Source organism: Desulfocicer niacini, from assembly GCF_054657595.1.
In genome coordinates, this window is the sequence record NZ_BAAHYK010000001.1 from 14,398 (window position 1) to 39,774 (window position 25,377).

The following is a 25,377-nucleotide window of genomic DNA, read 5'->3' on the forward strand; positions in this document are numbered from 1 at the left end:
CGATTATCAGGGAAACCTGATAGTCGGTTTTTTTTGTTGGGCTTGGTAACAAGATGGGTTACCCGTCCCCAAAGTGGCTCATATTGTGATTAAGTCCCTTTTTGGGGGTCGAGTAGGGGGACGGCTATGGGGCAATTGACTTATCCCCCAATGGTGAACATCTGGGAATGTATTTTCCCATGATCTTTCCCCCCCAGGGAATGCTGCCGGGGCTTGTTGGCTATGGTCTGGAGAATAGATGATTTGATATCTTCCAGGGTGCCGCCATTTCTCACCACAGAGAGAATGTCCATCTCATAATTGTGCAAAAGGCAGGGCCGCAATGTGCCTGTGGATGTCAATCGCAACCGGTTGCATTGGTGACAGAAATGGGAACTCACCGGGGAAATAAATCCGATTTCGCCCAGGGCTCCCTTTGCGCTGAAGCGTCTGGCAGGTCCATCATGTCTGTTTTTACCCATGGGGATCAATTCTCCTATGGCTGCGGATACCCGTTTTGAGATTTCAGGAATCAGCATCTGCTGATCCATGGTAACAGCTGAATTTCCCATGGGCATATATTCAATGAAGCGGACATGGAAGGGGTACTTGAAAATAAGCTTTGCCATTTTCTCAATGTCATTTTCATTGATTCCGCGCAGTGGCACCATGTTCAGCTTAATGGGGGAGATTCCCCTTTCATGGGCAGCCATAATACCCTGCCACACCTTTGCATGGAGATCCTTTCCGGTGATTTGTCTGAAAATTCCGGGGTCCATGGTGTCAAGGCTGATGTTGAGCCGCGTAAGTCCGGATGCCATGAGGTTGTCCAGCTGGCTTTCCAGCAGCACCCCATTGGTGGTGATGGCAATGTCTTCTATGCCCGGCATATCATTTAGCCTGCGGACAAAATCAAACAACCCCCTTCTTACCAGAGGTTCTCCACCGGTTATGCGTATTTTGGTGATACCCAGCTCTGTTGCCGCCTGGACAATGGTTAGAATTTCTTCATATCTTGCCACGTCCTGGTGGGTGACAAAGGAAAAATTTTTTTTGGGAACACAGTATTGGCATGCCAGATTGCATCGGTCCGTGACGGATATCCGCAGATAGTTGACGGTTCTGCCGTCCGAATCCCCGGACGGGTCGGTGGAGGGAAGATAGGTCATGATGCGGCTTCCCCCGGCGCATAATATGCCACAATGGCTTCCACCAGGCCGTCAATGGTGTATTCCTGGGCTACGATGTGTGGGGTAATGTCCAGGGACACCGCTGTATCCGCTGTGATGGGGCCGATACAGGCATTGGTGATTCCATTGAGAAGAGATTTTTGATCTTCAGGGGGAATCAAAGCCATGAAATTTTTCACCGTGGAAGAGCTGGTGAAGGTGACCATGTCAATTTCTTGATCATGGAGAAGGGCCAGAAGTTCCTCCTGGCCGTCCATCACCTGACGGGTCTCATAGGCAGTGACTTCATGGACATGGGCTCCCATATTTTCTAATTCTTCGGGAAGAATGGTTCTGGCTTCCATGGCCCGGGGCAGAAGCACACTTTTTCCTTCTATTGCCTTGTCTTTAAAGGCGGTCACAACGGACTCCGCACGATAGGTTTCCGGCAGGACATCGGATACAATACCGAATTTTCGCAGTTCATCCCTGGTCACAGGGCCAATGCATGCAAATTGGTGAGCACCCAGTGCTCGCACGTCCAGTCCCTGGTCAAACAGGGTTTTAAAAAAGTATTTTACGCCGTTGACGCTGGTGAAGATAATCCATTCAAAGCGATCAAGGCTATTCACCGCATCCTTTAAGGCCGTGTTGTCTTCGGGGGGTACCACCTGGATGGTGGGAACTTCAACACAATGTGCCCCCAGCTGGCGCAATTTGTCCACCAGAGAGCTTGCCTGGATCCTGGCCCTTGTCACCACGATTTTTTTTCCGAAAAGGGGGCGGTTTTCAAACCACTGCATTTTTTCCCGGAGGGAAACCACCTCTCCCACCACAATGATGGCCGGAGGCTTTAGTCGGGCTTTCTTCACCTTGTTAACGATATCTTTCAGGGTGCCGCTGACGGTCTCCTGCAGAGTGGTGGTGCCCCAGCGTACCAGTGCCACGGGGGTTTGAGCTGATTTTCCATTTTTGACCAGCTGGGTAACGATGTTGGGAAGATTTTTAACCCCCATGAGAAACACAAGGGTGCTGCCACTTTTTGCCAGACAATCCCACTTTATACTGGATGCCTCTTTCAGTGGATCTTCGTGGCCGGTGATCAGTGACACAGACGATGTATAATCCCGGTGGGTCAGGGGAATACCGGCATAGGCCGGGGCCGCAACCGCGGATGTGACACCCGGAACCACTTCAAAGGGGATTTTTCGTTCAATAAGGGTTTCTGCTTCTTCTCCTCCCCGTCCAAAGATAAAGGGATCTCCACCCTTGAGCCGTGCCACCACATGGCCCTGTTCCGCCTTCTGGGCCAGCAATTCATTGATTTTATCCTGGGTCAGGGTGTGATCTCCGCCTTTTTTACCCACATAGATGATTTCGGCGTTTTTGTCTGCATATTTCAGCAGAACAGGGGATGCCAGATAATCATAAACCACAACATCTGCATTTTTTATACATTTCGCCGCTTTTACCGTGATCAGGCCGGGATCGCCGGGACCGGCACCGATGAGGTATACTTTTCCGTTTGCTGTATCCATCAATTTTACAAGTTCTCCAGTATGTGAGCGGCACCCCGGTCTAACAATATATTGGCCAGCGATGTGCCGATCGCCTCTGCCGAGGCCACAGGCCCCGTTGATGTTTCTTTTACCATCCGGGTGCCATCCTCGGATGCCACAAGTCCCGTCAGAATGATTTCCTGGGCCTGAACAATACCGAAACAGGCCACCGGTATGTGGCAGCTTCCCTCCAGTTTACGAAGAAATGCCCGTTCCGCCAGCACGGGGATGCGGGTTTCCCGGTGGTCCAGCATGGAAAGAAAGGGGGCCATGTTCGCATCATTTTGTCTTGTTTCAATGCACAATGCACCCTGTCCCACGGCGGGCAGCATGATGTCCGGCTCCAGGTACTGGCTGATTCGTTCTTTCATTCCCAGTCGGATGATGCCTGCAGCGGCAAGCACAATGGCATCAAATTCTCCCTTGTCCAGTTTGCCAAGGCGGGTGCCTAGATTTCCCCGGATGGAGAAGATGGTCAAATCCGGTCTTGCATACCGGATCTGGGAGGCCCGCCGGAGACTGCTGGTTCCTATTTTAGCCCCCGGGGGAAGTTCCATGAGGGTCTGGTTGTTTCGGGTGACCAGTATATCCCTGGGATCTTCCCTCAGTGGTATGGCACCGATGCAAAGGCCATCGGGCAGATCTCCGGGCATATCTTTCATGCTGTGAACGGCAATATCAACATCTCCGTCCAGCAGGGCTTTTTCAATCTCTTTTACAAAAAGTCCCTTGCCTCCCACCATGGCCAGGGGACGATCAACAATTTTGTCCCCGGTGGTTTTGATTTTGATGATGTCAACCCTGGTGTCGGGAAACTGCAGTTCTATTTCATCTTTGACCCAGTTGGCCTGCCACAGGGCCAGTTGGCTTCCCCGGGTTCCTATTTTTATTGTGTTTTTCATATAATTTATCCGGCACAAGAAGCGCAGCTGGTGGCAGTGCAGCCGCTGCAGGATGATGTGGATGAGGTGGACGCGGTATTGCCACCGCCGCCTTCGGCTCCTTTGGTGACAAATCCACAGCAGGAGAGCAGGCGGGATAAATCCTGGCTGCTGCAGGAAGGACACTGGGGCACATCAGATCCAAGGATCAAGGCTTCAAAGGTTTTCTCACACTGATTGCATTTGTATTCGTATATGGGCATAGTTGGTTTCCTGGATTTCAGGTTAAGACGTGATTACACCATGGGGTATAGTTAAATCCCTGGAGGGAGGAGCGAGTGGCCAGGATCTTTTTCAGAAGGTGTCCTCATGCAAAAATAACTCTGCAACACCTCAATAACGGCACCATACCACATGGTGGACCCCGGCCCCAGGAGATGCACCATGGGGCTATCAAACTTTCAGGTTAATGTCACAACCCATATAATATATAGCAAAACTGAAAAAATGCAAGATTGTTATGGGAGGCTTTTATGGGCCGGGCGGGGAGAATCGGTCGGGATAAAAGTCATTTCACTGAGTGGTGGAAGTGCCAAAAAGAAGTTGTTCGGTGAGGTCGCAGAGAATATGAATCAAAAGAATGTGAGTTTCCTGTATCCGTGCCGTCACCGTTGACGGTACGCAAAAGGCAATGTCCGCAAGATCTTTAAGCATTCCCCCGGGGCCTGAAAGCCCGATGACGGTGATGCCCATTTCTTTTGCGGCTTTCACTGCCCCAATGACATTGGGAGAATTGCCGCTGGTGCTGATTCCCATGGCTATATCACGGGCCTGGCCCAGTCCCTGGATCTGCTTGATAAAAATATCTTCAAATCTGTAATCGTTTCCGATGCTGGTGATCACAGAACTGTCGGTGGTCAGGGCCAGTGCCGGAAGTGGCCTGCGTTCCATTTGAAAACGGTTGATGAACTCGGCTGCCATGTGCTGGGCATCTGCGGCACTCCCACCATTGCCGAATAAAAGTAATTTTTTGCCGGTTTCAAAGCGCTTCGCCATGAGCCTTGCACAGTGTTCCATCCTGTCCACATGGGTTTTAATGAAGTCTTTTTTTACCTGAATACTTTGTTCAAGGGTCTCACGGATGATCTGTTTCATGGGGTACCTGAAAAAATTAGAGTTCTGGGTTTTTAGATTTTTGTCTCTGATCTTCGTGTTCTTTTGGCAAAAGAATCAGAAAGCCTCTTTGATTCTGGCTCGTCCAGCTTAGGGACTCGGCTGTTTTTAATTTGCCGTTTTCCTGGGGCGGCATTCATAGAATGAACTAACCCGGGCTTTATTAATGGGGGGGGTAGTCAGAACATGGGCCACATAAGGGTGGGATCAGGCTTTCGTTATTGAGGGTTTTGTTGAAATATGCCTTGAAACACAGATAGTTGTCAAACCATCAGAGCCTGATAAAAACCTCATGCTCTAATAACACAAACCTGACCCCGTAGGCACGCCAACTTAAGACGGGTGGTCCAAGTTATGACCAAGCACATAAATGGTATATCAATAAAATTTGATTCCTTTAAAATTGGGTATGTCCTTACAGACACAACAAATTATGAAAAATTACTTAGATGTCGGGCACCTTCGGTGAATTCCATTGCCGCCTTTTCATACCATCCTTTTTTGAGATAAATTCTTCCCAGTCGATGACGAAACAGGGCAATCTCAGGTGCCAGGGCAATGCTTTGACGGCCCAGGGACAGTGCTATGTCCCTATTGATATTCTGAATCTCATACACCCGTGCCAGGCCGGACATGCTCCAGGGATCCCGGGGATTGCATTTAATGGCACTTGTGTAGGCAGTCACGGCCCTTTGATAGTCTCCTTTTTTAAGACAGATATCTCCGATGAGTGCCTGGGGCAGTCCTGCTCCAGGGGACAGGCTTGCCGCTTTTTCCAGGTGCTTCAGGGCCATTGCGGTGTTATCTGTTTTGGCAAAAAGAATACCTGCCGTCAGTTCTATTTCAAAAAGGCTGTTATTCAGATTGCTGGCCCGGGTCAGGTACCTACTTCCCTTTTCCAGGTCCTCCATGAGGTTGCAGACCAGTCCTGCATTGTAAAGGGCCATGGTATCATCGGGGATGATTTCAAGGGCCTTTTCAAACTGCTCCAGGGCCTTTTCAAAGCGTTTCAGGACACTGTTACACACCCCAAGGCTGTTGAGCAGATTGAAATCACTGGGATCCAGCAGCAGTCCCAGATGATATTCTTCCATGGCTGACTCAAACAAACCCGATTGATACCTTCTGTCACCGATGATGTTGAAGGTGATGGCATTGGGGGGGGCAATGATGGTGCCCGGAATGTGGAAGCTTGAATGATCAAGGGCTCTGATACTGTGATAAAAGATTTCCTGGCGACTGAAATTCATCCATGGAAATGGTGCCGCGCCCATGGATATGATGATATCAAGGGTCGTTTCCATCTCTTGTTTGATATCGGATGCCAAATCTTGGGGTAAATTGTCCGGGGACAGGGGAAGGGCCATGGCAAGTACACATGGACCCAGCCAGGCCATGACACCGGCATGGGTGGTGGTGATGTTGGATATTATTTCATTTTGCTCAGGCTGCTCCCTGAAATTTTCAGTCCCTGGCTCCGGGGCAGTCAATCGCATGACAATACATAGCAGTGATGCACCGGGTTCTTGGAAGCGGTTGAGTTTAAGGCAGAAGGCTTCGGTCTTGTAATTGCTCTTAATGAGCATGTCCGAGACAAATTCCCGGGGCGGTGTAAGCCCTTTGTGCCAGGGGGTGCTCAGCTCCCTGGATGCAAGAAACTGTTCGGCAATGTGGAGTCTGTCTTCTTCTTTCATGAGGGGTCTTTGCACAGAATGGTTTCCAGGGCAGCGGCGATGATGTCATCGTCTCCCGGCTGCAGGGTTCGGGGGTCCATGACAAAGCACCCATTGTCAATTCTGCCTATGATGGCGGGGGTATGGCTTCGCATGGCTTTTTCCAGGCGGGCTGCGGAAATTTCAGGGCTGGAGATGGTGACACAGCGGCTGGGCAGTTTGAGTTCAGGAAAAGCCCCACCCCCGGTGCGGGAGGATAGGTCTGCCGCCTCCACTCGGGCATGGATGCCCAGTTTTTTCTTTAAAACGCTTATCATATCTGCGGCTCTTTCGGCAATATCCTCAAAGGAAAGGGTCAGCATTCTGAGGATGGGGATCCGGGCCAAGGCTTTTCTTTCGTCTCGGTATAGGGACAGGGTTGTCTCCAGGGCAGCCAGGGTCAGTTTGTCCATGCGAAGCGCCCGGGTCAGGGGATTGGCTTTGATTTTTTCCAGAGCCCAGCGTTTTCCAACGATGATACCGGCCTGGGGACCTCCAAGCAGCTTGTCGCCGCTGAAGGTTACGATGTCAGCCCCTGCCGCCACCGCCTGGGCCACGGTGGGTTCCCTGGCCAGGCCGAACCGGGACAGGTCAATGAGGGAGCCACTGCCAAGATCTTCCATCACCGGAAGCTTGTTTTGCTGGCCCAAAATCACCAGATCGGAAAGGCCAACAGATGCGGTGAATCCCTGGATACGGTAATTGCTGGTGTGTACTTTCATCAACAGCCCAGTATCCTGGGTTATGGCATTTTCATAGTCTCTGAGGTGGGTCCGGTTGGTGGTTCCCACCTCTTTGAGGATGCAGCCGCCTTTGGTCATGACATCGGGTATCCTGAAAGAGCCGCCGATTTCCACCAGCTCTCCTCTGGAAACAATAACCTCTTGTCCCTTGGCCAGGGTATCCAGGCACAGTAGCACCGCCCCTGCATTATTGTTCACCGCAATGGCGGCCTGGGCCCCGGTGAGCTCGCAGATCAGCTGTTCCACGGCATCATAGCGGAGGCCTCGTTTGCCTGTTTCAATGTTGAATTCCAGGTTGGAATATCCACCGGCAATGGTGGTGATGTTGTCAAGGGCCTCCGGGGCAAGCAGGGATCTGCCAAGATTGGTATGCAGAACCACACCGGTGGCATTGATAACCGGTACCAGGCGGGGGGCTACCATGGCCGCACACAGTGCCGCCATTTCGGTCAGAAGGTGTTCTGGATGGCAGCCATTGGCTTTATTGGATAAAATGTCCTTCCGGGTCTTTTCAAGAACGGTCCGGGTGGCGGTTTTAATGGCCGATAACGGGATTTCCTGGAATCGCTGATCTTTGACGGCAAGGCCCATGAGGTGATCCACCCCGGGAAGCTGCTTTAAAATCTGGTGTTTGTCTTTACTGAGCATGACACTCCGGTGTTGGGGGCATGCCTGTCCACGAGGGGGAACCTGCAGCACCCAGAAGTTAAGTATGATGGAAATCAGGGTTGTTACCAAGCCTTATTTCTCTGTGGCAGAACCCTTTTTGCCATTTCTCCAATCATATGATATTGGTGATTAGTTCAACTTTTGGTGTTGATTGATTCATGGGGGAGCGGCTTGCATTATTTGCATTTTTCAGCCTCTAGAATAAGCCTGAACCCGGACATCAACGCGGAAGACCGAAAGTTGAGTGATTAAATTCATATTTGTTGATCCTTATATTATTCACACTAAATAGCATTAATCCACAATTGGTTTCAACCTTAAATGCAAGCGGTTGGCCTGGAGTAAGCATGAAAAAAAAAGGTACAGCGTATATAGTTTATCCCCTTGATGTCCCCTCACTTTCCGAGGCCCGGTTCCAGGTCCGGCAATTGGAAGGGATGGTGGGCATGTTCAAGGTGGGATTGGAACTTTTTATCAAAGAAGGACCCGCCGTGGTTCAAATGGTGCGGGAAAGCAGCAGCGCAGGGATTTTTTTGGATCTCAAGCTCCATGATATTTCAGAGACCGTGGGGCGGGCCATGGAACAGGTGGCCAGCATGGGGGTTGATCTGGTGACTGTGCATTGTGCCTCCAACCGGAAAATGCTGGAACGGGCAGTGGCCGCAAGCCAGGGTAAAACCCGGGTGCTTGGAGTTACCCTTCTCACAGACAATGATGCCAGCACCATTGAAGCGGCAGGGTATGAAAAAAAGTATGTTGAGAATCCTGGAAAACTGGTGTTAAAGAGGGCTGGGATGGCCCATGAAGCAGGGTGTGCCGGGGTGGTGTGCTCGGGGCATGAAGTGGCCGTCGTCAAGGAAGCACTGGGAAGGTCGTTTCTGGCAGTGACCCCGGGGATTCGTCCCGGATGGACCGTCCTTGAAAATGATGATCAGGCCCGGGTCACCACCCCGGCCATGGCCGTTGGGTTCGGGGCCGACCTCATCGTGGTGGGACGTCCCATCCGAACGGCAACTGACCCCCGGGATGCAGCTCGACGTATTGGTGAGGAGATTGACCTGGCCCTGGGATGATATTCCGGGTGGGGCAGTGTCCGTACATTTGCCCAGATGATCAGACATCAACCTCCTGATCCAGACCAAATGCCGTGTGGAGTACCCGCACGGCAAGTTCTGCATATTTTTCTTCAATGACGCAAGATATCCTGATTTCCGAGGTGCTGATAAGGCGAATGTTGATGTTTTCCGCAGCCAGGGCCTTAAACATGGTGGCGGCCACACCGGAGTTACTTTTCATGCCAAGACCGATGACGGAAACCTTGGCAATGTGATCGGCGGTGAGTATTTCCTTGGCATTGACTTCCCTGGCAGCTTTCTCAGACAGCTCCTTGGCCTTTTGAAAATCATCCTTGGTGACTGTGAAGGTCAGATCGGTTTCGCCGCCGGAGCGGGTGTTCTGAATGATCATGTCCACCATGATCTCTGCTTCGGCCAAAAGACCAAATACCCTGGCGGAAATACCCGGTTGATCCGGTACTTTTTTAAGGGTGATTCTGGCCTCGTTTTTATCACATGTGATGCCGGATACAACCGCGCTTTCCATGTCTGCACTTTCATTAACCACCATGGTTCCCTCCTCTTCGTTGAATGATGACCTGACATGCACGGGGACATTAAATTTCTTGGCAAATTCCACGGAACGAATTTGCAGTACCTTGGCACCAAGTATGGCCATCTCCAGCATTTCTTCATATGATATTCTGTTTATTTTTTTTGCTTTGCTGCATATTCTGGGATCTGTGGTGTATACCCCCTCCACATCGGTATAAATTTCGCATACGTCAGCCTTGATGGCCGAGGCTATGGCAACGGCAGAGGTGTCGGATCCCCCCCGGCCCAGGGTGGTGATGTCCCCTGCAGTATCCCGGCCCTGGAATCCGGCCACCACAACAATATGCCCCTTATTCAGGAGCGCTTTGATACGGGCTCCGTCAATGTCACGTATGCGGGCCTTTCCCGATGTCATGTCGGTTAAAATACCCGCCTGGAAGCCCAGAAGGGACTTGGCGGTGTATCCCCTGTGATTGAGCATCATGGCTAGCAGCGCCGCAGTGGTCTGCTCTCCTGTGGCCAACAGGACATCCAGTTCTCTGGTGTTGGGTGTTTCCGCCGCCTGGTGGGCAAGAGCAATGAGGCCGTCCGTGACACCGGCCATGGCAGACAAAACCACCACCACGTGGTCTCCCTGGTTATGGGTTTTGATTACCCTGTCTGCAACATTTTTTATTCTCTCAATATCGGCAACCGAAGTCCCTCCGAATTTTTGTACCTTCAATGCCATAACTGCTCCTGGTATGTTTTGTGATGGGCTTTTTTATAGTGAGAAGTCCCTTAACAGATTTGTTCCATCAAGTCCAGATGGTTTAATAATTATCTTCCGGTTAAAGTCGGTGTCTGTGGTGATGCTGATTGCCAGATCAAAGGAGACCAGATCTTCTCCCAGAATGTCCGGCCATTCCACAATGATGACCCCGGGGGAGGCCATGATGTCGTCAAATCCCAGGTATTCCAGTTCATCCACCTCCCCCAGACGGTACAGATCCATGTGAAAAAGGGGGATCCGGCCGGGGTATTCGTTGATGATGGTGTAGGTGGGGCTGGTGACATAATAGGTGTCCGGCACACCAAGGCCCCTTGCCAGTCCCTGGACAAAGGTGGTTTTTCCTGCCCCCAGATTGCCCTTTAAGGAAATGACCATGCGGGAGGTGATGCATCTGCCAAGTTTTTCCCCAACGGCCTGGGTCTGATCGTGGGAGGTGGAATACAAGTGAACAGTCATGATTTTTACAGATTCCATATGGATATGGCCCACCTGTGTGGGCTGCCAGTCAATGTTGATTGTTTCAGGTTTGCGTTATTGTTATTGGCATTATCGGTGGTTTTGGCGTTTGCCCAGGTTATGGGCGATAACGCCAATAACACAAGCCTGACCCCGTTGAACTAATCATACCCCATATTATGAGCAAGCCCAAAATTTTTCTGATGAAACGGCCGATTAATAATTAATAAGGGAGAACGGGATCAAGCGTTTTGCCATTCAACTGGGTAATTCCTGAAAAAATTTCAGGCAGTACATTTACCAGCTCCGAGGCCGGAACTCCCCAGGGGCCCTTTTTTCTGGCCAAAAGATCACCGCATGCCCCATGCAGAAAGGTTCCGGCCCGGGCCGCATCTGCCGGACAAAGCCCCTGGGCCGCAAGTCCTGCAATAATACCTGTGAGGACATCCCCCATGCCCCCCGAGGCCATGCCGGGATTGCCGGTGGGGCAGAAAAAAGCGTTCCCATCGGGTAGGGCAGTTATGGTGCCTGCCCCCTTGAGCACCAGGATTACCTGGTATGCTGCTGCAAATTCCCGGGCAGTTCCCAATCTGTCCACCTGGATCTTCTGCACCGATTGGCCGGTCAATCTTGCCATTTCCCCGGGGTGGGGGGTCAGGATGGTGGGGGCGGTTCTTTTTTTGAGAAGGCCGGGGGCAGGGGCAATGCAGTTGAGGGCATCGGCATCCAGGATCAGGGGCAGATCGATTTTTTCAACAAGTGCACTCACCAGTTTTCGGGTATCTTCATGGGTGCCCAGCCCAGGACCCAGGGCCAGGGCAGATTTGTTCCGGGCCAGTTCCTGTATAGTGTCAAAGGCCATGTATGTCAAATGTCCCTTTTCCCCATCGGGCAAGGGGGCTGTCATGGCTTCAATGGTGCCGGTTTCCACCGTGTCGTTGATGGCATCGGGTACGCCGAGGGTTACAAGGCCGGTACCGGCGGCCGCAGCGGCATTGGCTGCCAGGATGGCCGCACCGGATTTTCCCCGGGATCCTGCAATGATGAGTACATGCCCCCAAGTGCCTTTGTGTCCATTGATGTCTCTGGGCGGAAACAGAGGCGCAATGTTGGATGGCTGGAGGACCTGCAGCCGGGGGGGGCTTGATGCCGCAATATAATCGGGGATGCCGATGTCCATGACTTCCAGATGTCCGGTGAAGGCCCTTGCGTTGCCCAGAAAATGACCTGCTTTGGCAAAGCCGAAGGTGGCCGTGGCCTGGGCGTTGATGCAGATGCCAAGGGGCATGCCGGTGTCCGCATCCAGGCCCGATGGAATGTCCAGGCTGAAGACGGGGCGGCGGGTTTCGTTGACGGTGGTGATGACCTCTTTGAAAAGGCCCCTCACCGGGGTATTTAGTCCTGTACCCAGCACACCGTCCACAAAGAGATCATGATGGCGGATGGAAGAGCGAAACTTTTCAAAGGTCTCTGCGTCTGGAATAAAAAAAAGATGTTCTCCCCCTTTTTCCCTGCACAGGGTTTCCAGAAGTATAAGGTTGGTCAGGGCATCTCCTTTGATTTTGTCCCGGGCACTGAACACAAAGGTGGTTACCTCTTTGGCTTTGTTTAACAGGTATCTTGCCATTACAAGGGCGTCTCCGCCGTTGTTGCCCCGTCCGGCAAGGATACATATTTTTTTTGAATGTATCTCCGGAAATTCTGCCATGAACATGTCAATGGCTTTTCTTCCTGCATTTTCCATGAGTACCTGGCCGGGTAGGCCTAAATGTTCAATGGTTTTTCTGTCCATCTCCCGCATTTCAGCGGCTGTGACAAGATACATGATTACCTCCATATAATCAGCATGTCCTGGCGGACACAACGAATATTGAAAATGCCACCATGCCGCCGCCCCCCGACGGGCCATGGGCCCAGCCCGGAACCATAGACGGCTCAATTGGCGGGTTCCTATTGCCCGTCGGGGGACGGCTCTGCTGAGGTAAACTTGAAGGCTACCTTTTCATATAAGAACCCACATGGCAGTAAGCACCTGCCACAACGAATAATGAAAATGGCATTATGCCGCCGCCCCCGACGGGCCATGGGCCCGGCCCGGAACCATAGACGGCTCAATTGGCGGGTTCCTACTGCCTGTCGGGGGCGGCTCTGCTGAGGTAAACTTGAAGGCTACCTTTTCATATAAAAAAACATACGTGGCAATAAACACCAGTCATAACGAAAAGTAAAAAAAATTAACGGCAGATGCCGCATTGATCACAGGGTACCATGGGGCAGTCCGGGGTTATCTTTTCATTTTGGGCACGTTTGAGTTCCCTTGCCAGAAAGCTTTTTTTGATGCCATTGTCCAGAATATCCCAGGCAAGGGGATCCTCCGTGTGTATTTTTTTGTAAAGAAATAGGTCCAGATCTTTTTTGTTCACGGCCTTTGACCAGCCCTTTCGGGCTGCGGTTTCAATGATGTCTGCCACCCGCTGATCTCCCCGGGAAAGCAGCCCGTTAACCCTGGCCATGCGATGTGATTCACAATTGATTTTCATGTTGGGAACTTTTTTCAGAGATTTTTTAAGGTGAGCACTCCGGCGTTTCAGTACCGCAAAAGGGGCCATGGGCAGCCATTGAAATGGGGTGGCAGGCTTGGGCACAAAGGGGTTGACACTCAAGGTTATGGTCCCGATTTTTTTCTTTTTTATACTCTGGGCAAGAAAAATTTTCCGGATGTCAAGGGTAAGCGAAATGATGCCCTCCACGTCTTCATCGGTTTCAAAGGGCAGCCCTATCATGAAATACAGTTTCAGATTGAAAATACCCCCATGGATGAGGGTTTCCACGGCGGAGAGAATTTGGGAGCGGGTAATTTTCTTGTTGATGATGTTTCGCATGCGCTGGGTGCCCGCTTCCGGGGCAATGGTGGCGGTTTTAACCCCGGAGGCGGCAAGGCTGTCTACCAGTTGCGGGGTCAGGGCATCCAGGCGCAGGGAACTAAAGGAGATGTGCAACGATTTTTCAATGCCCCAGGTACAGATGTCATTGATCTTTGGATGATCGGATACCGCTGCACTGACAAGCCCGATACGGTGTGTCAGAGTGCTTGCCTGCTCCATGGCCTTTGTGATAACGGCTTCAGGATAATTTCTCGGGGGTCTGTAAATAAATCCGGCACTGCAGAACCTGCATCCATGGTGGCACCCCCTGCCGGTTTCAATGAGGCAGGTGTTTTTAAATGCCGTGTCCGATGAAATGATACCGGTGACGGTCTGGTGGTCTTCCAGGTGGGCAAGGTGTTGCACTTTTATGGTATCCGGGGCAAGGGGGTGATTTTTGGCATGGCCGGTAAAGATATTGCCGTTATAGACAGGGGTGTAAAGGGAGGGGATGTAGAGACCGGGGATTTTTAATGCCAGTTCCGGGGTAAGGTGCTGTTTTAGGGGACGTGTTTGAATCTCATTTAAAAAAAGGTGCAGCGTGTTTTCAATTTCCCCCAAAAGAAAACAGTCCATGAAGGGGGCCAAGGGTTCCGGGTTAAGAAAACAGGCCACCCCCCCGGCCATCACCAGGGGATGGCGTTCATTGCGTTGGTTTTGCCGGATCGGGATGCCGGTGGTGTCAAGGAGGGTGACAATATTGGCATAGTCATTCTCAAAGGAGATGGAAAAGGCAATGACGTCAAAGGTGCCAAGCTCTCGCCCTGTTTCACAGCTTCGGGCCGGGGAGGAGGGTGTTTCCGGCAGAAAAACTCGTTCACAGTCCATGCAGTCCATGGCATTGAATAATTGGAATACCTTCTGGAAACCCAGACTTGACATACCGGCCCGGTAGGTGTTGGGGTACACCAGAGCTACTTTGATTCCGCCGGTTGTGCGCCTTACAACCTGTCCTTTTTCAATGGGGGCTCTGGCGGGAACCCCCTTTTTCCGACCGTAAGCCATCAGTCCCGTGGTTTTCGAAGAAACGTGGGAATATCAAGGTTGTTCGGGTCAATGTCAAAACCCGGATATGCAGATGGAGGGTTTGTATTTTCATGGTGATTTCGTCCATCGTCATTGGACACCTTTTTGTGGTGGGTTACAATGACCGGGCTAACATCATCCTGCCAGTCTTTGTTTTCATCTTCTTCGCTGACGGGCCGTACGGTTCCCCGGACAATGGTGGTGGAGCGGGTGGCAATTTTCCCCGTCTGATCCGTTGCACTGCGAAGGGGACTTAACTTGGATACAGTGGGTCTGTGTTCTTCACCGATGCCAGTGGCAATGACGGTGATTCTGATTTCATCACCCAGGCTTTCATCAAGGCTTTGGCCCCAGATGATTTCAGCTTCATCACCCACCTCATCATGGATGCGTTCCGATGCGGTGATCGTCTCTTCCATGGTGATATCACTGGTGGATGCGATGTTGAAAAGTACTCCCCGGGCACCGGAGATGGAGATATCTTCCAGAAGGGGGTGTGAAATGGCGCGTTCCGCCGCTTCAATGGCCCGGTTTTCCCCGGAAGCAATGCCAATGCCCATCAATGCCATCCCTGATTTTCCCATGATGGTCTTCACATCGGAAAAATCGAGATTGAGAAGTCCGGGCACCATGATTAGATCGGTGATGCCCTTCACCGAGTGATTGAGAATTTCATCTGCCTTGATCAGCATGTCCACCATGCGTTCTCCCTTGGCGGCAAGTCCCCGGAGCCGGTCATTGGGAATGGTTATCAGGGTGTCGGTTATGCCCCTTAATTCTTCAAGGCCGGCTTCTGCTTTTTGGATTCTGGATCTACCTTCAAAGGCAAAGGGTTTTGATACTACTGCCACGGTTAATATGCCGAGATCCTTACATATTTCTGCCACAACCGGAGCTGCACCCGTGCCGGTTCCTCCTCCCAGGCCTGCGGTGATAAATACAAGATCACTGCCATGGAGTGCTTCTCTGATTTCATCTACATTTTCCAGGGCCGCTTCTTTTCCCTTCTGGGGATTGGCTCCGGCTCCCAAGCCTTTGCTGAGTTCCACCCCCAGCTGAATTTTATGGTCTGCTTTGGATATATTTAATGCCTGAACATCGGTGTTGGCAACAATGAACTGCACCCCCGAGAGATTGGATTCAATCATGTTATTAATGGCGTTTCCACCGGCACCGCCAACACCTATGACCTTAATGTTTGCCTGATTGCTTGTTTCCACATAAGAAAAGCTCATAATTCCCCCTGTTCGATTTATACGCTTGTGTCACGCCGTGTCCCAACGGATAATCCAGCGTAGGTAATGAATCCTTTTGTCCATTTTTAGTATGGTCTCGCCCATCCCATTAAAAGCCGTTGACTTTTTTTGAGGCGATTCCCGGAAAATGAAGGACATGTTTTAAAAATATGTTAACCTGTGAACCTAACTATCCCCATTCATTTTAAATAATATCCCTGAACCACTGTACCAGTCTTGCCATGAATTTGGACAAGCCGGTATTTTGACCCTGATCCGGATTTCCTTTACTGCTGTTTTTGCTGCCATAAATAACCAGTCCCACCCCCGTGGCAAAGCCCGGGTTGTTCACCACATCTTTAAGCCCGCCGATGTTATAAGGTGTTCCCATGCGCACAGGTACATTGAATATCGATTCAATGATGTCTTCAATGCCGTTTAAAAGGGCCGTACCTCCGGTGAGTACAATTCCCGACGTAAAGGCATTTTCAAGCCCGTTACTGTGAATTTCATTTTTTAAAATCGTGGCCATCTCTTCCACCCGGGGTTCAATGATATCCACCAGAATATCCTGGGAGAGTTTTTTGGGTTCCCGTCCTCCCATGCCTGAAACATCAATCTGTTCTCCTTTTTTTATGTGCTCACGAAGACAGGTTCCATGGACAAGTTTTATGTGCTCCGCCTCGTTGGATGGGGTTCTCAACCCGATGGAAATGTCATTGGTGATGGTCTGTCCACCCAGGGGAAGTTCAAAGGTGTATTTGATGTTATTGCCTTTGAATATAGCAAGATTGGTGGTGCCTCCCCCGATATCAATCAGGGTACACCCCAGTTCTTTTTCCTCCGGGGTGAGTACGGCTTCGCCGGAAGCCATGGATTCCAGCACAATGGCACACACATTAAGCCCTGCCTTGTTACAGCATTTTATGATGTTGTCCACCGATGACATGGCACCGGTGACAATGTGAATTTTTGCTTCCAGGCGTACCCCGGTCATGCCCAGGGGGTTTTGAATGGCCTCCTGTTCATCCACGATGAATTCCTGGGGAATCACATGGAGGGTTTTTCTGTCCGGCTTTGCGGCAATGCCACTTGCCGCTTCAATTACCCGGTTCAGATCCACCTGGGTAATTTCCTGGCCTTTTATGGCGGTGATGCCATGGCTGTTAAATCCTTTAATATGCCCCCCGGCAATCCCCACATATACTTGGGTGATGTCGCATTCCGCCATGATGGCAGCTTCATCAACGGCATGGCGGATGGCTTCCACGGTGGACTCGATATTGACAACCGCACCTTTTCTCATGCCGGTTGAGGGGCTTTTTCCCATGCCGATGATGTTAATTTCACGGCCGACCATTTCCCCCACAACGGCACATACCTTGGTGGTGCCGATGTCCAGGCCGACGATGATTTTTTCTTTTTCCTGCAATTTAAGCTCCTCCTGTTATGTCTGTGCCCGGGGCATGTCTTCCCGGGGTGACAATGACCCGTTCCAGGTTGAACAGGTCCATGGTGGTAATGATTTCCGGTGTACCCTGTTGTTCAAGATAATGAAATATTTTCCCGGCCGTATTAAATTTGAGCTTGAATTGTGAAAAGCCCAGTTTCAGGGTAGTGGGGAGGGCAGGGGATTGTCCGCGGCCGGCCTGGGATGGGAAATATGTTTCAACGGCAATGCCTGTGGCGCTGTCCGCGGTGATGGCGGAGATGGGCGTACCTAAATCATCTTTGAGCAGTGCCAGAACATCCTGGTAAAGGTTACCGTAAAAGCCAAAAATACCCTGTTTTTTTTCAAGGGTAAGCCCCTTTATTACGGGCAGCTCCATGTCCATGGAGAATGTTTCCGGGTCGTATGGGGTAAAGGCAATTCCCTGGGTATTAATTATCAGTGAGGGGGGGGCTCCCATGTCCACCCGGGCCAGGGGAACCTCTTCCTGGACCGCAATTTCAAGGGCATGGGGCGGTTTTCGGGTCACTTTGGCTGACTGTATCCATGGGTGGGCCACCAGTCTTTTTTCTATCTTAAAAGCATTGATATTTAACAGGTTATCACCGGGATGCAATTCTGCCTGCATCAGGGCCTGATTTTCTGTCAGCCTATTTAGTCCGTGTATGGAAATTTTGGTAATGGCAAAATAAGTACTCTGGGTAGCATAATCGTAGATAAAAATAAAAAACAAGGCCGTAAGCATGATGGCCACAATGGTGAAGATAAATCTAATGGCCAGATCAATGGTTTCCATGAACTCAAATCCCGGAAGGATGGATGCAATGCCGGCGGGGGATTTAGCTGTTTTTTTTATTTTTTTATTCACCTTCAATTTTCACCTCGTTTTCCAGGAGAATACCGAAACGGTTGTGTACTTTTTCTTCAATGATCTGTTTCAGGGTCAGAATATCCCGGGCCGTTGCCTGCCCTGTGTTCAGTATGAAGTTTGCATGTTTTTCAGATACCATGGCATCTCCCACTCGGAATCCTTTAAGTCCGGCCTGGTCAATGAGTGCACCGGCGGACTCTCCCCGGGGCGGGTTCTTAAAAAAACAGCCTGCACTGGCACCGTGGGCAGGTTGATTTTTTTTTCGTTTCTGCAGCAGATTTCCCCATCGGGTTTGAATTTGTATTTTGTCATTGGGGGTCATTATCAGAGTGACACCCACAAGCACCGGCTGATGTCTTTTGTGGAAATCTATATTGAAAGCAAGGTTTCTATGGGAAAAATGCAGTGCCGATGCGGGGAGGGTGACTATGCCTCTAAGGGGAAGCATGAAATCAATGGATTCAACCACATCGGACATGGTTCCTTCATTGGTTCCGGCATTCATCATCACAGCTCCACCCACGGTTCCCGGGATACCGGCGGCAAATTCCATGCCACAGATGCCATGGTTCATGGTTTCTCTGTACAGGCCAGCAAGGATGGTACCGGCGGATACCCTGACCCGGTATTTATCCTTTTCCAGCGGGGTGATCACCGTGGGGTATTTCAGGGCCGTCATGGAGATGACAAGGCCCCTGATCCCCCTGTCTTTTACCAGCAGGTTGGTACCGCTGCCCATGAGGGTGATGGGCAGTTCATGTTTTGCTGCCAGGCACAGTATCTTTTCAAGATGATCAAGGCTGTCAGGTCTGGCAAAGAGATCTGCCGGTCCCCCCACCTTGAAAGAGGTATGCTTTTTCATGGACTCATTGCGGCGGATTCCAAGTGATGCAAGCTGGTCCTTTGTTAGCTGCATGAATGCACCATGGGGCAGGACAGATCTGCCTGGGGCAGGTTGGTGTACCTGCCCGACGGGCTTACATTCACGTGGAGATGCGGTATCAGGGGTGCAAAGCACGTGTTATCGTTCCTCCAGTTGATGAATAAAAGTTTCTCCCAGACGGTACACATCACCGGCCCCCAAGGTGAGAACCAGATCGTTGGGCTTCACCGTTTCCATCAGCATGGAAAGACACTGGTCAACATTCTGGGCGCAATGGACCTCTTTATGTCCGTGGGCCTTGATGCCCCGGCACAGGGTCTGGGAATCCACATCTTTGATGGGCGTTTCACTGGCGGCATAAATGGGTAGAACAATCAAAATGTCCGACTGGTAGAAGGCCCTGGTAAAGGCATCAAAAAGTGCTTTTGTTCTGGAATAACGGTGGGGCTGAAAAATTACCACCAACCGCCTGTGGGGTCGGCTTTCCCGGATGGCCTTCAGGGTGGCCTTGATTTCCGTGGGGTGGTGGCCATAGTCGTCCATCACCAGAATATTATTGATGTCTCCCTTTACTTCCAGACGTCGTTTCACACCCTCAATGTCCTCCAGGGCGGTTTTGATGGTGGAAAAGTCAATGTTGAGTTCCAGGGCAATGGCAATGGCTGCCAGGGCATTGGAAACATTGTGTTTTCCGGACAAATTTAGCTGGATGCGGCCAAGGGAAACCCCCTGGTGTACCACCCGGAATAGAGAGCGAATGCCTTTAAATTCAATGTCCATGGCTTTGAGATCCGCCTGGGCCGTCAGGCCGAAGGTGGTATGTCTTACCTTGATGTCTGGCAGCATGTCCTGGATATGCTCATTGTCCAGGCACAGAACGGCTAGGCCGTAAAAGGGAACCGAATTGATGAACTGCTTGAATTTTGCCTTGATGTCTTCAATGCCCGTGTAAAAGTCCAGGTGTTCAAGATCAATGTTGGTTACCGCTGCAATGGCTGGGGTATATTTAAGAAAAGATCCGTCACTTTCGTCTGCCTCGGCAACGATGTAATCTCCCTTGCCGTGAAGGGCATTGGTGTTGAGATTTTTTAATAGGCCGCCGATTACCACTGTGGGGTCAAGGCCCGCCCGGTTGAGAATATGGGCTACCATGGAGGTGGTGGATGTTTTGCCGTGGGCTCCGGATATGGCAATGGCATATTTAATGCGCATGAGTTCTGCCAGCATTTCTGCCCGGGGAATGATGGGAATCCCCTGCTCCCGGGCCGCAGTAACTTCCGGATTGTTTTTGGAAATGGCAGTGGAGGTGACAATGACACTGGCCCCCTGGATTTGCTCTTGTTTATGTCCGGTATATGTGGTGGCCCCCAAGGATTGCAGCCGCCGGGTGATGTCGGAGGCGTTTACATCGGACCCGGACACCAGGTATCCCAGGCCCAGGAGCAGTTCTGCAATGCCGCTCATGCCGATGCCGCCAATTCCCACAAAATGAATATGATAATTTTTCTGGTACATGAATATTACCTGTTTTTTGAAATAAGATGAATAATTTCCCGGGCCACGGCGTCCCGAGCAAGGGGCATGCCGAAACCTTTTGCCGCCCGGGCCATTTGTTTTCGCTGTTCTGGATTTTTTCTTAGCCTTTCAATCAAGGATGCAAGGCGTGGTCCGGTGAGATCCGCATCGGCAATCATGATGGCTCCTCCCCTTTTTTCAAGGGCCAGGGCGTTGTATCTCTGGTGATCATCCGCTGCATGGGGGTATGGCACCAGAATGGCGGGTTTGCCAAGGGCGGTGATTTCAGACAGGGTACCGGCCCCGGCTCTGCAGATGATGAGATCTGCTTTTTTCTGCAGTTCCGGCATGTCATGGAAAAAGGCCCGGGCCGTGGCATTCACTCCCATGCCCTGGTATTCGGCATCCACCCGTTCCTGGTCAGCGTTGCCGGTCTGGTGAATGATGGTATAAAGCGATTTGTCTTTCAGCAGGGCCACGGCATCTGAAACCGCCTTGTTGATGCTTGAGGCACCCTGACTGCCACCGGTGATCAGGAGGGTAAATTTCTCCCCGGAACAAAGAGAGGTTCCCCGTGCAGGTGTTGCAGGCAAGGGGCTGGTTTTCCGTATGGGGTTACCGGTGTGAAGCGTATGGGGTCTTGTGGAAAGTGTTTTTGTCTCTTTGAAAGAAATGAAAATTTTGTGAACCACCCGTGACAGTATTCGGTTGGTGATGCCGGGCATGGCGTTCTGTTCCTGGATGGCCGTTAAAATTCCCATGAATCTGGCTGCCATGAGTACCGGACCCGAAGAATAGCCCCCCACCCCCAGTACCAGATCCGGTTTAAATGCGAAAAGGATCCGGCCAGCCTGGAAAATGCTCCAGGGAATACGGGCCATTGCAGAGAGTTTTTCCCGGATTCCCTTGCCCTTCATTCCCCTGGCAGCAATGGCAGCATGGGCAAATCCATAGGTTGAAAGGGTTTCGTGTTCAAAGGGCGTACCCGTTCCCACAAAGAGAATACGGACATTGTCAAGCTGATCTTTAAGGGCCTGGGCCACGGCAATGCCCGGGAAAAGATGCCCGCCGGTTTTTCCACCGGCAATGATTATTTTAACGGGTCTGGCCAAGGGCACTCCTTTTAAGTGAAGATATGGATGATGGTTCTAGGCGGGGGTCTGGTCCGGTTGCTTTTTTTCGGGAATTCACAGTGCCTGTTCGGCCGATGTTCATTAAAATGCCCATGGCGGCCATGCTCATCACAAGGGAGGTTCCGCCATAGCTGATAAAGGGCAGGGTTAGCCCCTTGGTGGGCAGCATTCCCAGGGTCACCCCGGCATTGATCATAACCTGGAGCCCCAGATGAATGGTGATGCCCGCAGCCAGGAAGCTGCCAAACAGCGTGCTGGCGGATCGGGCAATGTCTGCACCCCGTTTTAAAATAAGGCTGTAGAGCACAAGAATGGTTAATACACCCACAAGTCCAAGTTCTTCACCAATGACGGAAAAAATAAAATCCGTGTGGGGTTTGGGCAGGTAATGGCCGGTTTGGAAGCCAAGGCCGATGCCTTTGCCAAAGACCCCCCCCGATGCAAAGGCTTTCAGGGAATGGGTCACCTGGTATCCGGCCTTCAGGGGATCCTGCCACGGATGAATAAAAGTCAATATGCGTTCCATTCGATATTCAACCAGACAAATAAAAAAATAAATAAAGGGAATGGCTGGCAGTACAATGGAGAGAAGGTGAGTAAGGGGTACACCGGCAATGAACATCATTGACCAAGTGATAAAGCAGATGATGACAATGGAGCCCATGTCTTTTTGCAGCAGCAGCAGTATTGTCAACAGCCCCATGACCATGGCATGGGGGAGAAAACCGATGAAAAATGAACGGATCTTTTCCTGTTTTGGCACTTTTGCTGCCAGGGAATATGCAAGGTAGAGCACCAGACTTAGTCGGGCGGGTTCCGAAGGTTGAAAGGTGATGCCCTTTATTTTGAGCCAGCGACTGGCTCCGCCGGCATCTGTACCAAGGGGGGTCAGTACCCCCAGCATGAGAACTACTGCCAGTACCAGCAGCGGATAGGTAAGTTTTTGGAGATACTGGTGGGGAAACCAGGCCCCAAGATACATGAAGCCAAGTCCCAGGGCGAAAAAAAGCAATTGACGCCCGGCATAGTGCACAGGGGTACCGTGGTTTTCCAAGGCAATATTTGCGCTGGCACTGTACACCATGGTAATGCCAAGGCCTGCAATGATCAGCACGGGTACCAGTATGGAAGGTTCCTGTGAAAATGGTGCGGTGATGTCAATTTTTTTGTTCATGTTTTTTCAATTGTTTGACCTGATATTTAAAATCATCTCCCCTGTGTCCATAGCTTGTGTACATGTCAAAACTGGCACAGGCCGGAGAGAGCATCACTGTGTCCCCTTTTCGGGCCAGGGCCTGTGCCTTTTTGACAGCAGTTTCCATGCTGTTAACCAGGAATATGTCACATAGCCCCGCCATGGTTCTTTCTATCTTTTCTGCAGCATCTCCCAGGAGGATCAGATGTTTTACATGGGATTTGATGCTTTTCTGCAGTGTTAAAAAATCCGTATTTTTTTCTCTGCCCCCCATGATGAGGATCAAGTCTTCAAAGCAGGACACGGCCTTTATCACCGCATCAGGGTTGGTTGCCTTGGAGTCGTTATAGTAGGCAACCCCATCCATGGTTGTGACATATTCCATGCGATGGGGCAGCCCCGTAAATTTATACACGGTTTGTTCAATGTCCGCCAGGAGGATTCCCATGCAAAGGGTCGCCATGGCCGATGCTGCAATGTTTTCAAGATTGTGCCGGCCTTTAAGGGGGATTTTTTCAATGCACAGTTCTCCCGGAATTCTTTGCCCGTCCATGTAAAAAAATATGCTGTCTTTTTCAATGTGGGCACCATTTGCCGGTGGAGGTTCGTGGCCCTGGCAAATGAAAAAGATCTTGGCCTTGAGTTGTGAAATCTGCCTGGTGAAGCAGGCAAGACTGCTGCCCAGGATGGCCACATCGTTTTCATCCTGGTGGGCAAAAATTTGCCATTTGGATGCCGTATAGGCATCCGGGTTGGGGTAACGATCCATGTGATCCGGGGAAATATTTAAAAGAAGGGCCACATGGGGTTTGAAGTCTCTGGCCGTGTCCAGCTGAAAACTGCTCACCTCCACCACCCCCACACCGGCGGGTGTAGCCTGTTCAAAGTACTGGATCAGTGGAATGCCGATGTTGCCACCGGTAAACACCTGGGGGTAACTGCACCGGAGCAGAAGATCAATCAGGGTGGTCACCGTGGTTTTACCGTTGGTTCCCGTCACCGCCACCAGGGGAACCTTGATATATTCTGCGGCCACATCCAGCTCTCCTCGGATGGGGATGCCTTTTTGGGCTGCCCTTGCAAGGTGGGGCATATTAAGGGGAACCCCTGGGCTTGCAATGATCATTTGTGCTCCATCAAAGGTGGCGGCATCGTGGAAGCCGATTTCTGTGATAATACCTGTTTTTTCCAGTTCTCGGCCCTTTTCTGCCCGGGTGGCATCAATGTCTGTAATCACCACATGGTGCCCCTGTTTTTTAAGAAAACGGGCCATGGCCGTGCCGGATCGTCCAAGACCAACAATGAGAATGTAAGGGGGTTTTATGTTTACCATGGATATATCCTAACGTATTTTAAGGCTGCTCAATGAGACAAGGGCCAGGGTGATGGCAATAATCCAGAAGCGTACGATCACTTTGGATTCAGGCCATCCCTTGAGTTCAAAGTGGTGGTGCAGAGGCGCCATGCGAAAGACCCGTTTGCCGTGGCTCATTTTAAAATAACCCACCTGGATGATCACCGATAAGGCCTCAATGACAAAGAGTCCTCCCACCAGTAACAGCAGAATTTCCTGTTTGGTCATGATAGCAAGGGTGCCAAGGATTGCCCCCAGGGGAATGGAGCCTGAATCTCCCATGAAGACCTGGGCCGGATGTGCGTTGAACCATAGAAATCCCAGACCGGCACCGGCAAGAATGCCGCATACAATGGACAATTCTCCGCAGGAAGCCACGGGTTGAACCTGGAGGTACTGGGCGATTTTAATGTGCCCTGCCACATAGGCAAAAAGCATGTAGGCCACCGCAGCAATGATGATGGGGCCGATGGCCAGACCATCCAGCCCGTCGGTGAGATTGACGGCATTTGAGGTGCCCACAATGATCAATGTGGCAAAGGGAATATACCAGATTCCAAGATCCGGGGAGAGGCTTTTAAAGAAAGGAATGGTCAGTTCAGTGGTAAAATCAGGGCATTGATATATAAGCCAGGAGATTCCCAGGCCAGCAACCATCTGGCACATGAATTTGCCACGGGCCGTGAAGCCCATGTTTCTTTTTTTTATCTGCATGAGGTAGTCGTCAATGAACCCTATGAGACCAAAGATCAAAAGACTCAACAGGGTGATGGAAATATAGTGGTTGGATAAACGTGCCCATAGAAAAGTTGATACGGTGATGGAAAAAAGGATGAGCAGCCCACCCATGGTGGGGGTACCTTCTTTTTCCAGATGTGTCTGGGGACCGTCTTTTTGGATGATTTGACCAATCTGCAGCCGGGACAGTTTTTTGATGGCCCAGGGACCAAGCACAAAACAAAGGGTGAACGCCGTGAGCCCCCCATAAATGGTTCTGAAGGTGATGTACCTGAATATATTGAAAAAAGAAATATCCGTGTGCAGCGGATATAAGAGGTCGTAGAGCAT

Annotated in this window: 21 protein-coding genes; 1 reads left to right on the top strand and 20 read right to left on the bottom strand. The window is 51.0% G+C overall.

The features are described 5' to 3' along the window. Positions 1–140 precede the first annotated feature (140 nt). The 7 genes from moaA to selA form a co-directional block, all read right to left on the bottom strand. A complete protein-coding gene (gene moaA / locus ACYQ2M_RS00155) occupies positions 141–1,148 on the bottom strand; it encodes a GTP 3',8-cyclase MoaA (protein WP_459914276.1) in 1,008 nt (335 codons plus the stop codon). Then, a complete protein-coding gene (gene cobA, locus ACYQ2M_RS00160) occupies positions 1,145–2,686 on the bottom strand; it encodes a uroporphyrinogen-III C-methyltransferase (RefSeq protein WP_459914277.1) in 1,542 nt (513 codons plus the stop codon). Before cobA ends, moaA begins: the two co-directional genes overlap by 4 nt. Positions 2,687–2,691: 5 nt before the next feature. Then, on the bottom strand, positions 2,692–3,609 hold the full coding sequence (gene hemC / locus ACYQ2M_RS00165) for a hydroxymethylbilane synthase (protein WP_459914278.1): 918 nt from the start codon (positions 3,607–3,609) through the stop codon (positions 2,692–2,694). Between the two features lie 5 nt (positions 3,610–3,614). Continuing rightward, the gene (locus tag ACYQ2M_RS00170; protein WP_459914279.1) at positions 3,615–3,851 is read right to left on the bottom strand and encodes an FmdB family zinc ribbon protein; all 237 of its coding nucleotides are present in this window, start codon (positions 3,849–3,851) and stop codon (positions 3,615–3,617) included. A gap of 310 nt (positions 3,852–4,161) precedes the next feature. Continuing rightward, positions 4,162–4,743 carry a D-sedoheptulose-7-phosphate isomerase gene (locus tag ACYQ2M_RS00175; protein WP_459914280.1) on the bottom strand — a complete coding sequence of 194 codons (582 nt, stop codon included), beginning with the start codon at positions 4,741–4,743 and terminating at the stop codon, positions 4,162–4,164. A gap of 449 nt (positions 4,744–5,192) precedes the next feature. Further along, positions 5,193–6,455 (bottom strand): tetratricopeptide repeat protein, encoded by a 1,263-nt coding sequence (locus ACYQ2M_RS00180; protein WP_459914281.1) that lies wholly within the window; start codon positions 6,453–6,455, stop codon positions 5,193–5,195. Next, positions 6,452–7,864: an L-seryl-tRNA(Sec) selenium transferase gene (gene selA, locus ACYQ2M_RS00185; RefSeq protein WP_459914282.1), complete on the bottom strand. Its 1,413-nt coding sequence runs from the start codon at positions 7,862–7,864 to the stop codon at positions 6,452–6,454. The genes ACYQ2M_RS00180 and selA overlap by 4 nt, the downstream gene beginning before the upstream one ends. 368 nt (positions 7,865–8,232) lie before the next feature. Here selA and pyrF point away from each other — a divergent pair, with 368 nt between their 5' ends. Further along, complete coding sequence (pyrF, locus tag ACYQ2M_RS00190) at positions 8,233–8,958, top strand: orotidine-5'-phosphate decarboxylase (protein ID WP_459914283.1); 726 nt, start codon at positions 8,233–8,235, stop codon at positions 8,956–8,958. A 40-nt stretch (positions 8,959–8,998) separates the two neighbouring features. On the opposite strand, the gene ACYQ2M_RS00195 is transcribed toward pyrF, so the two are convergent. From ACYQ2M_RS00195 to mraY, 13 genes are all read right to left on the bottom strand, one after another. Then, the gene (locus ACYQ2M_RS00195) at positions 8,999–10,225 is read right to left on the bottom strand and encodes an aspartate kinase (RefSeq protein ID WP_459914284.1); all 1,227 of its coding nucleotides are present in this window, start codon (positions 10,223–10,225) and stop codon (positions 8,999–9,001) included. A gap of 33 nt (positions 10,226–10,258) precedes the next feature. Continuing rightward, on the bottom strand, positions 10,259–10,741 hold the full coding sequence (gene tsaE / locus ACYQ2M_RS00200) for a tRNA (adenosine(37)-N6)-threonylcarbamoyltransferase complex ATPase subunit type 1 TsaE (RefSeq protein ID WP_459914285.1): 483 nt from the start codon (positions 10,739–10,741) through the stop codon (positions 10,259–10,261). A gap of 205 nt (positions 10,742–10,946) precedes the next feature. Continuing rightward, positions 10,947–12,548 (bottom strand): NAD(P)H-hydrate dehydratase, encoded by a 1,602-nt coding sequence (locus tag ACYQ2M_RS00205; RefSeq protein ID WP_459914286.1) that lies wholly within the window; start codon positions 12,546–12,548, stop codon positions 10,947–10,949. Positions 12,549–12,957: 409 nt separating this feature from the next. Next, positions 12,958–14,652: a radical SAM protein gene (locus tag ACYQ2M_RS00210; RefSeq protein ID WP_459914287.1), complete on the bottom strand. Its 1,695-nt coding sequence runs from the start codon at positions 14,650–14,652 to the stop codon at positions 12,958–12,960. Beyond that, positions 14,652–15,908, bottom strand: coding sequence for a cell division protein FtsZ (gene ftsZ / locus ACYQ2M_RS00215; protein WP_459914288.1), 1,257 nt, complete (start codon positions 15,906–15,908; stop codon positions 14,652–14,654). Before ftsZ ends, ACYQ2M_RS00210 begins: the two co-directional genes overlap by 1 nt. Before the next feature lie 205 nt (positions 15,909–16,113). After that, a complete protein-coding gene (ftsA, locus tag ACYQ2M_RS00220; RefSeq protein WP_459914289.1) occupies positions 16,114–17,340 on the bottom strand; it encodes a cell division protein FtsA in 1,227 nt (408 codons plus the stop codon). A gap of 1 nt (position 17,341) precedes the next feature. Then, positions 17,342–18,226, bottom strand: a complete 885-nt coding sequence (locus ACYQ2M_RS00225) for a cell division protein FtsQ/DivIB (RefSeq protein WP_459914290.1) — start codon at positions 18,224–18,226, stop codon at positions 17,342–17,344. Next, positions 18,219–19,145, bottom strand: coding sequence for a UDP-N-acetylmuramate dehydrogenase (gene murB, locus ACYQ2M_RS00230; RefSeq protein ID WP_459914291.1), 927 nt, complete (start codon positions 19,143–19,145; stop codon positions 18,219–18,221). Before murB ends, ACYQ2M_RS00225 begins: the two co-directional genes overlap by 8 nt. 105 nt (positions 19,146–19,250) lie before the next feature. Further along, a complete protein-coding gene (gene murC, locus ACYQ2M_RS00235) occupies positions 19,251–20,627 on the bottom strand; it encodes a UDP-N-acetylmuramate--L-alanine ligase (RefSeq protein ID WP_459914292.1) in 1,377 nt (458 codons plus the stop codon). Between the two features lie 5 nt (positions 20,628–20,632). Further along, complete coding sequence (murG, locus tag ACYQ2M_RS00240; RefSeq protein WP_459914293.1) at positions 20,633–21,739, bottom strand: undecaprenyldiphospho-muramoylpentapeptide beta-N-acetylglucosaminyltransferase; 1,107 nt, start codon at positions 21,737–21,739, stop codon at positions 20,633–20,635. Continuing rightward, positions 21,723–22,934 carry a putative lipid II flippase FtsW gene (ftsW, locus tag ACYQ2M_RS00245; RefSeq protein WP_459914294.1) on the bottom strand — a complete coding sequence of 404 codons (1,212 nt, stop codon included), beginning with the start codon at positions 22,932–22,934 and terminating at the stop codon, positions 21,723–21,725. Before ftsW ends, murG begins: the two co-directional genes overlap by 17 nt. Continuing rightward, positions 22,918–24,288 (bottom strand): UDP-N-acetylmuramoyl-L-alanine--D-glutamate ligase, encoded by a 1,371-nt coding sequence (murD, locus tag ACYQ2M_RS00250; protein WP_459914295.1) that lies wholly within the window; start codon positions 24,286–24,288, stop codon positions 22,918–22,920. Before murD ends, ftsW begins: the two co-directional genes overlap by 17 nt. Before the next feature lie 9 nt (positions 24,289–24,297). Then, positions 24,298–25,377: a phospho-N-acetylmuramoyl-pentapeptide-transferase gene (gene mraY / locus ACYQ2M_RS00255; RefSeq protein WP_459914296.1), complete on the bottom strand. Its 1,080-nt coding sequence runs from the start codon at positions 25,375–25,377 to the stop codon at positions 24,298–24,300.

Excerpts from the sequence above, each read along its gene's own strand:
- ftsZ (WP_459914288.1), bottom strand. The coding sequence starts at position 15,908 with ATGAGCTTTTCTTATGTGGAAACAAGCAATCAGGCAAACATTAAGGTC.
- cobA (WP_459914277.1), bottom strand. The coding sequence starts at position 2,686 with ATGGATACAGCAAACGGAAAAGTATACCTCATCGGTGCCGGTCCCGGC.
- murB (WP_459914291.1), bottom strand. The coding sequence starts at position 19,145 with ATGCAGCTAACAAAGGACCAGCTTGCATCACTTGGAATCCGCCGCAAT.
- ACYQ2M_RS00180 (WP_459914281.1), bottom strand. The coding sequence starts at position 6,455 with ATGAAAGAAGAAGACAGACTCCACATTGCCGAACAGTTTCTTGCATCC.
- ACYQ2M_RS00175 (WP_459914280.1), bottom strand. The coding sequence starts at position 4,743 with ATGAAACAGATCATCCGTGAGACCCTTGAACAAAGTATTCAGGTAAAA.
- ftsW (WP_459914294.1), bottom strand. The coding sequence starts at position 22,934 with ATGAACAAAAAAATTGACATCACCGCACCATTTTCACAGGAACCTTCC.
- tsaE (WP_459914285.1), bottom strand. The coding sequence starts at position 10,741 with ATGGAATCTGTAAAAATCATGACTGTTCACTTGTATTCCACCTCCCAC.
- murC (WP_459914292.1), bottom strand. The coding sequence starts at position 20,627 with ATGTACCAGAAAAATTATCATATTCATTTTGTGGGAATTGGCGGCATC.
- moaA (WP_459914276.1), bottom strand. The coding sequence starts at position 1,148 with ATGACCTATCTTCCCTCCACCGACCCGTCCGGGGATTCGGACGGCAGA.
- ACYQ2M_RS00170 (WP_459914279.1), bottom strand. The coding sequence starts at position 3,851 with ATGCCCATATACGAATACAAATGCAATCAGTGTGAGAAAACCTTTGAA.
- mraY (WP_459914296.1), bottom strand. The coding sequence starts at position 25,377 with ATGCTCTACGACCTCTTATATCCGCTGCACACGGATATTTCTTTTTTC.
- ACYQ2M_RS00195 (WP_459914284.1), bottom strand. The coding sequence starts at position 10,225 with ATGGCATTGAAGGTACAAAAATTCGGAGGGACTTCGGTTGCCGATATT.
- hemC (WP_459914278.1), bottom strand. The coding sequence starts at position 3,609 with ATGAAAAACACAATAAAAATAGGAACCCGGGGAAGCCAACTGGCCCTG.
- murD (WP_459914295.1), bottom strand. The coding sequence starts at position 24,288 with ATGGTAAACATAAAACCCCCTTACATTCTCATTGTTGGTCTTGGACGA.
- selA (WP_459914282.1), bottom strand. The coding sequence starts at position 7,864 with ATGCTCAGTAAAGACAAACACCAGATTTTAAAGCAGCTTCCCGGGGTG.
- pyrF (WP_459914283.1), top strand. The coding sequence starts at position 8,233 with ATGAAAAAAAAAGGTACAGCGTATATAGTTTATCCCCTTGATGTCCCC.
- ACYQ2M_RS00210 (WP_459914287.1), bottom strand. The coding sequence starts at position 14,652 with ATGGCTTACGGTCGGAAAAAGGGGGTTCCCGCCAGAGCCCCCATTGAA.
- ACYQ2M_RS00205 (WP_459914286.1), bottom strand. The coding sequence starts at position 12,548 with ATGTATCTTGTCACAGCCGCTGAAATGCGGGAGATGGACAGAAAAACC.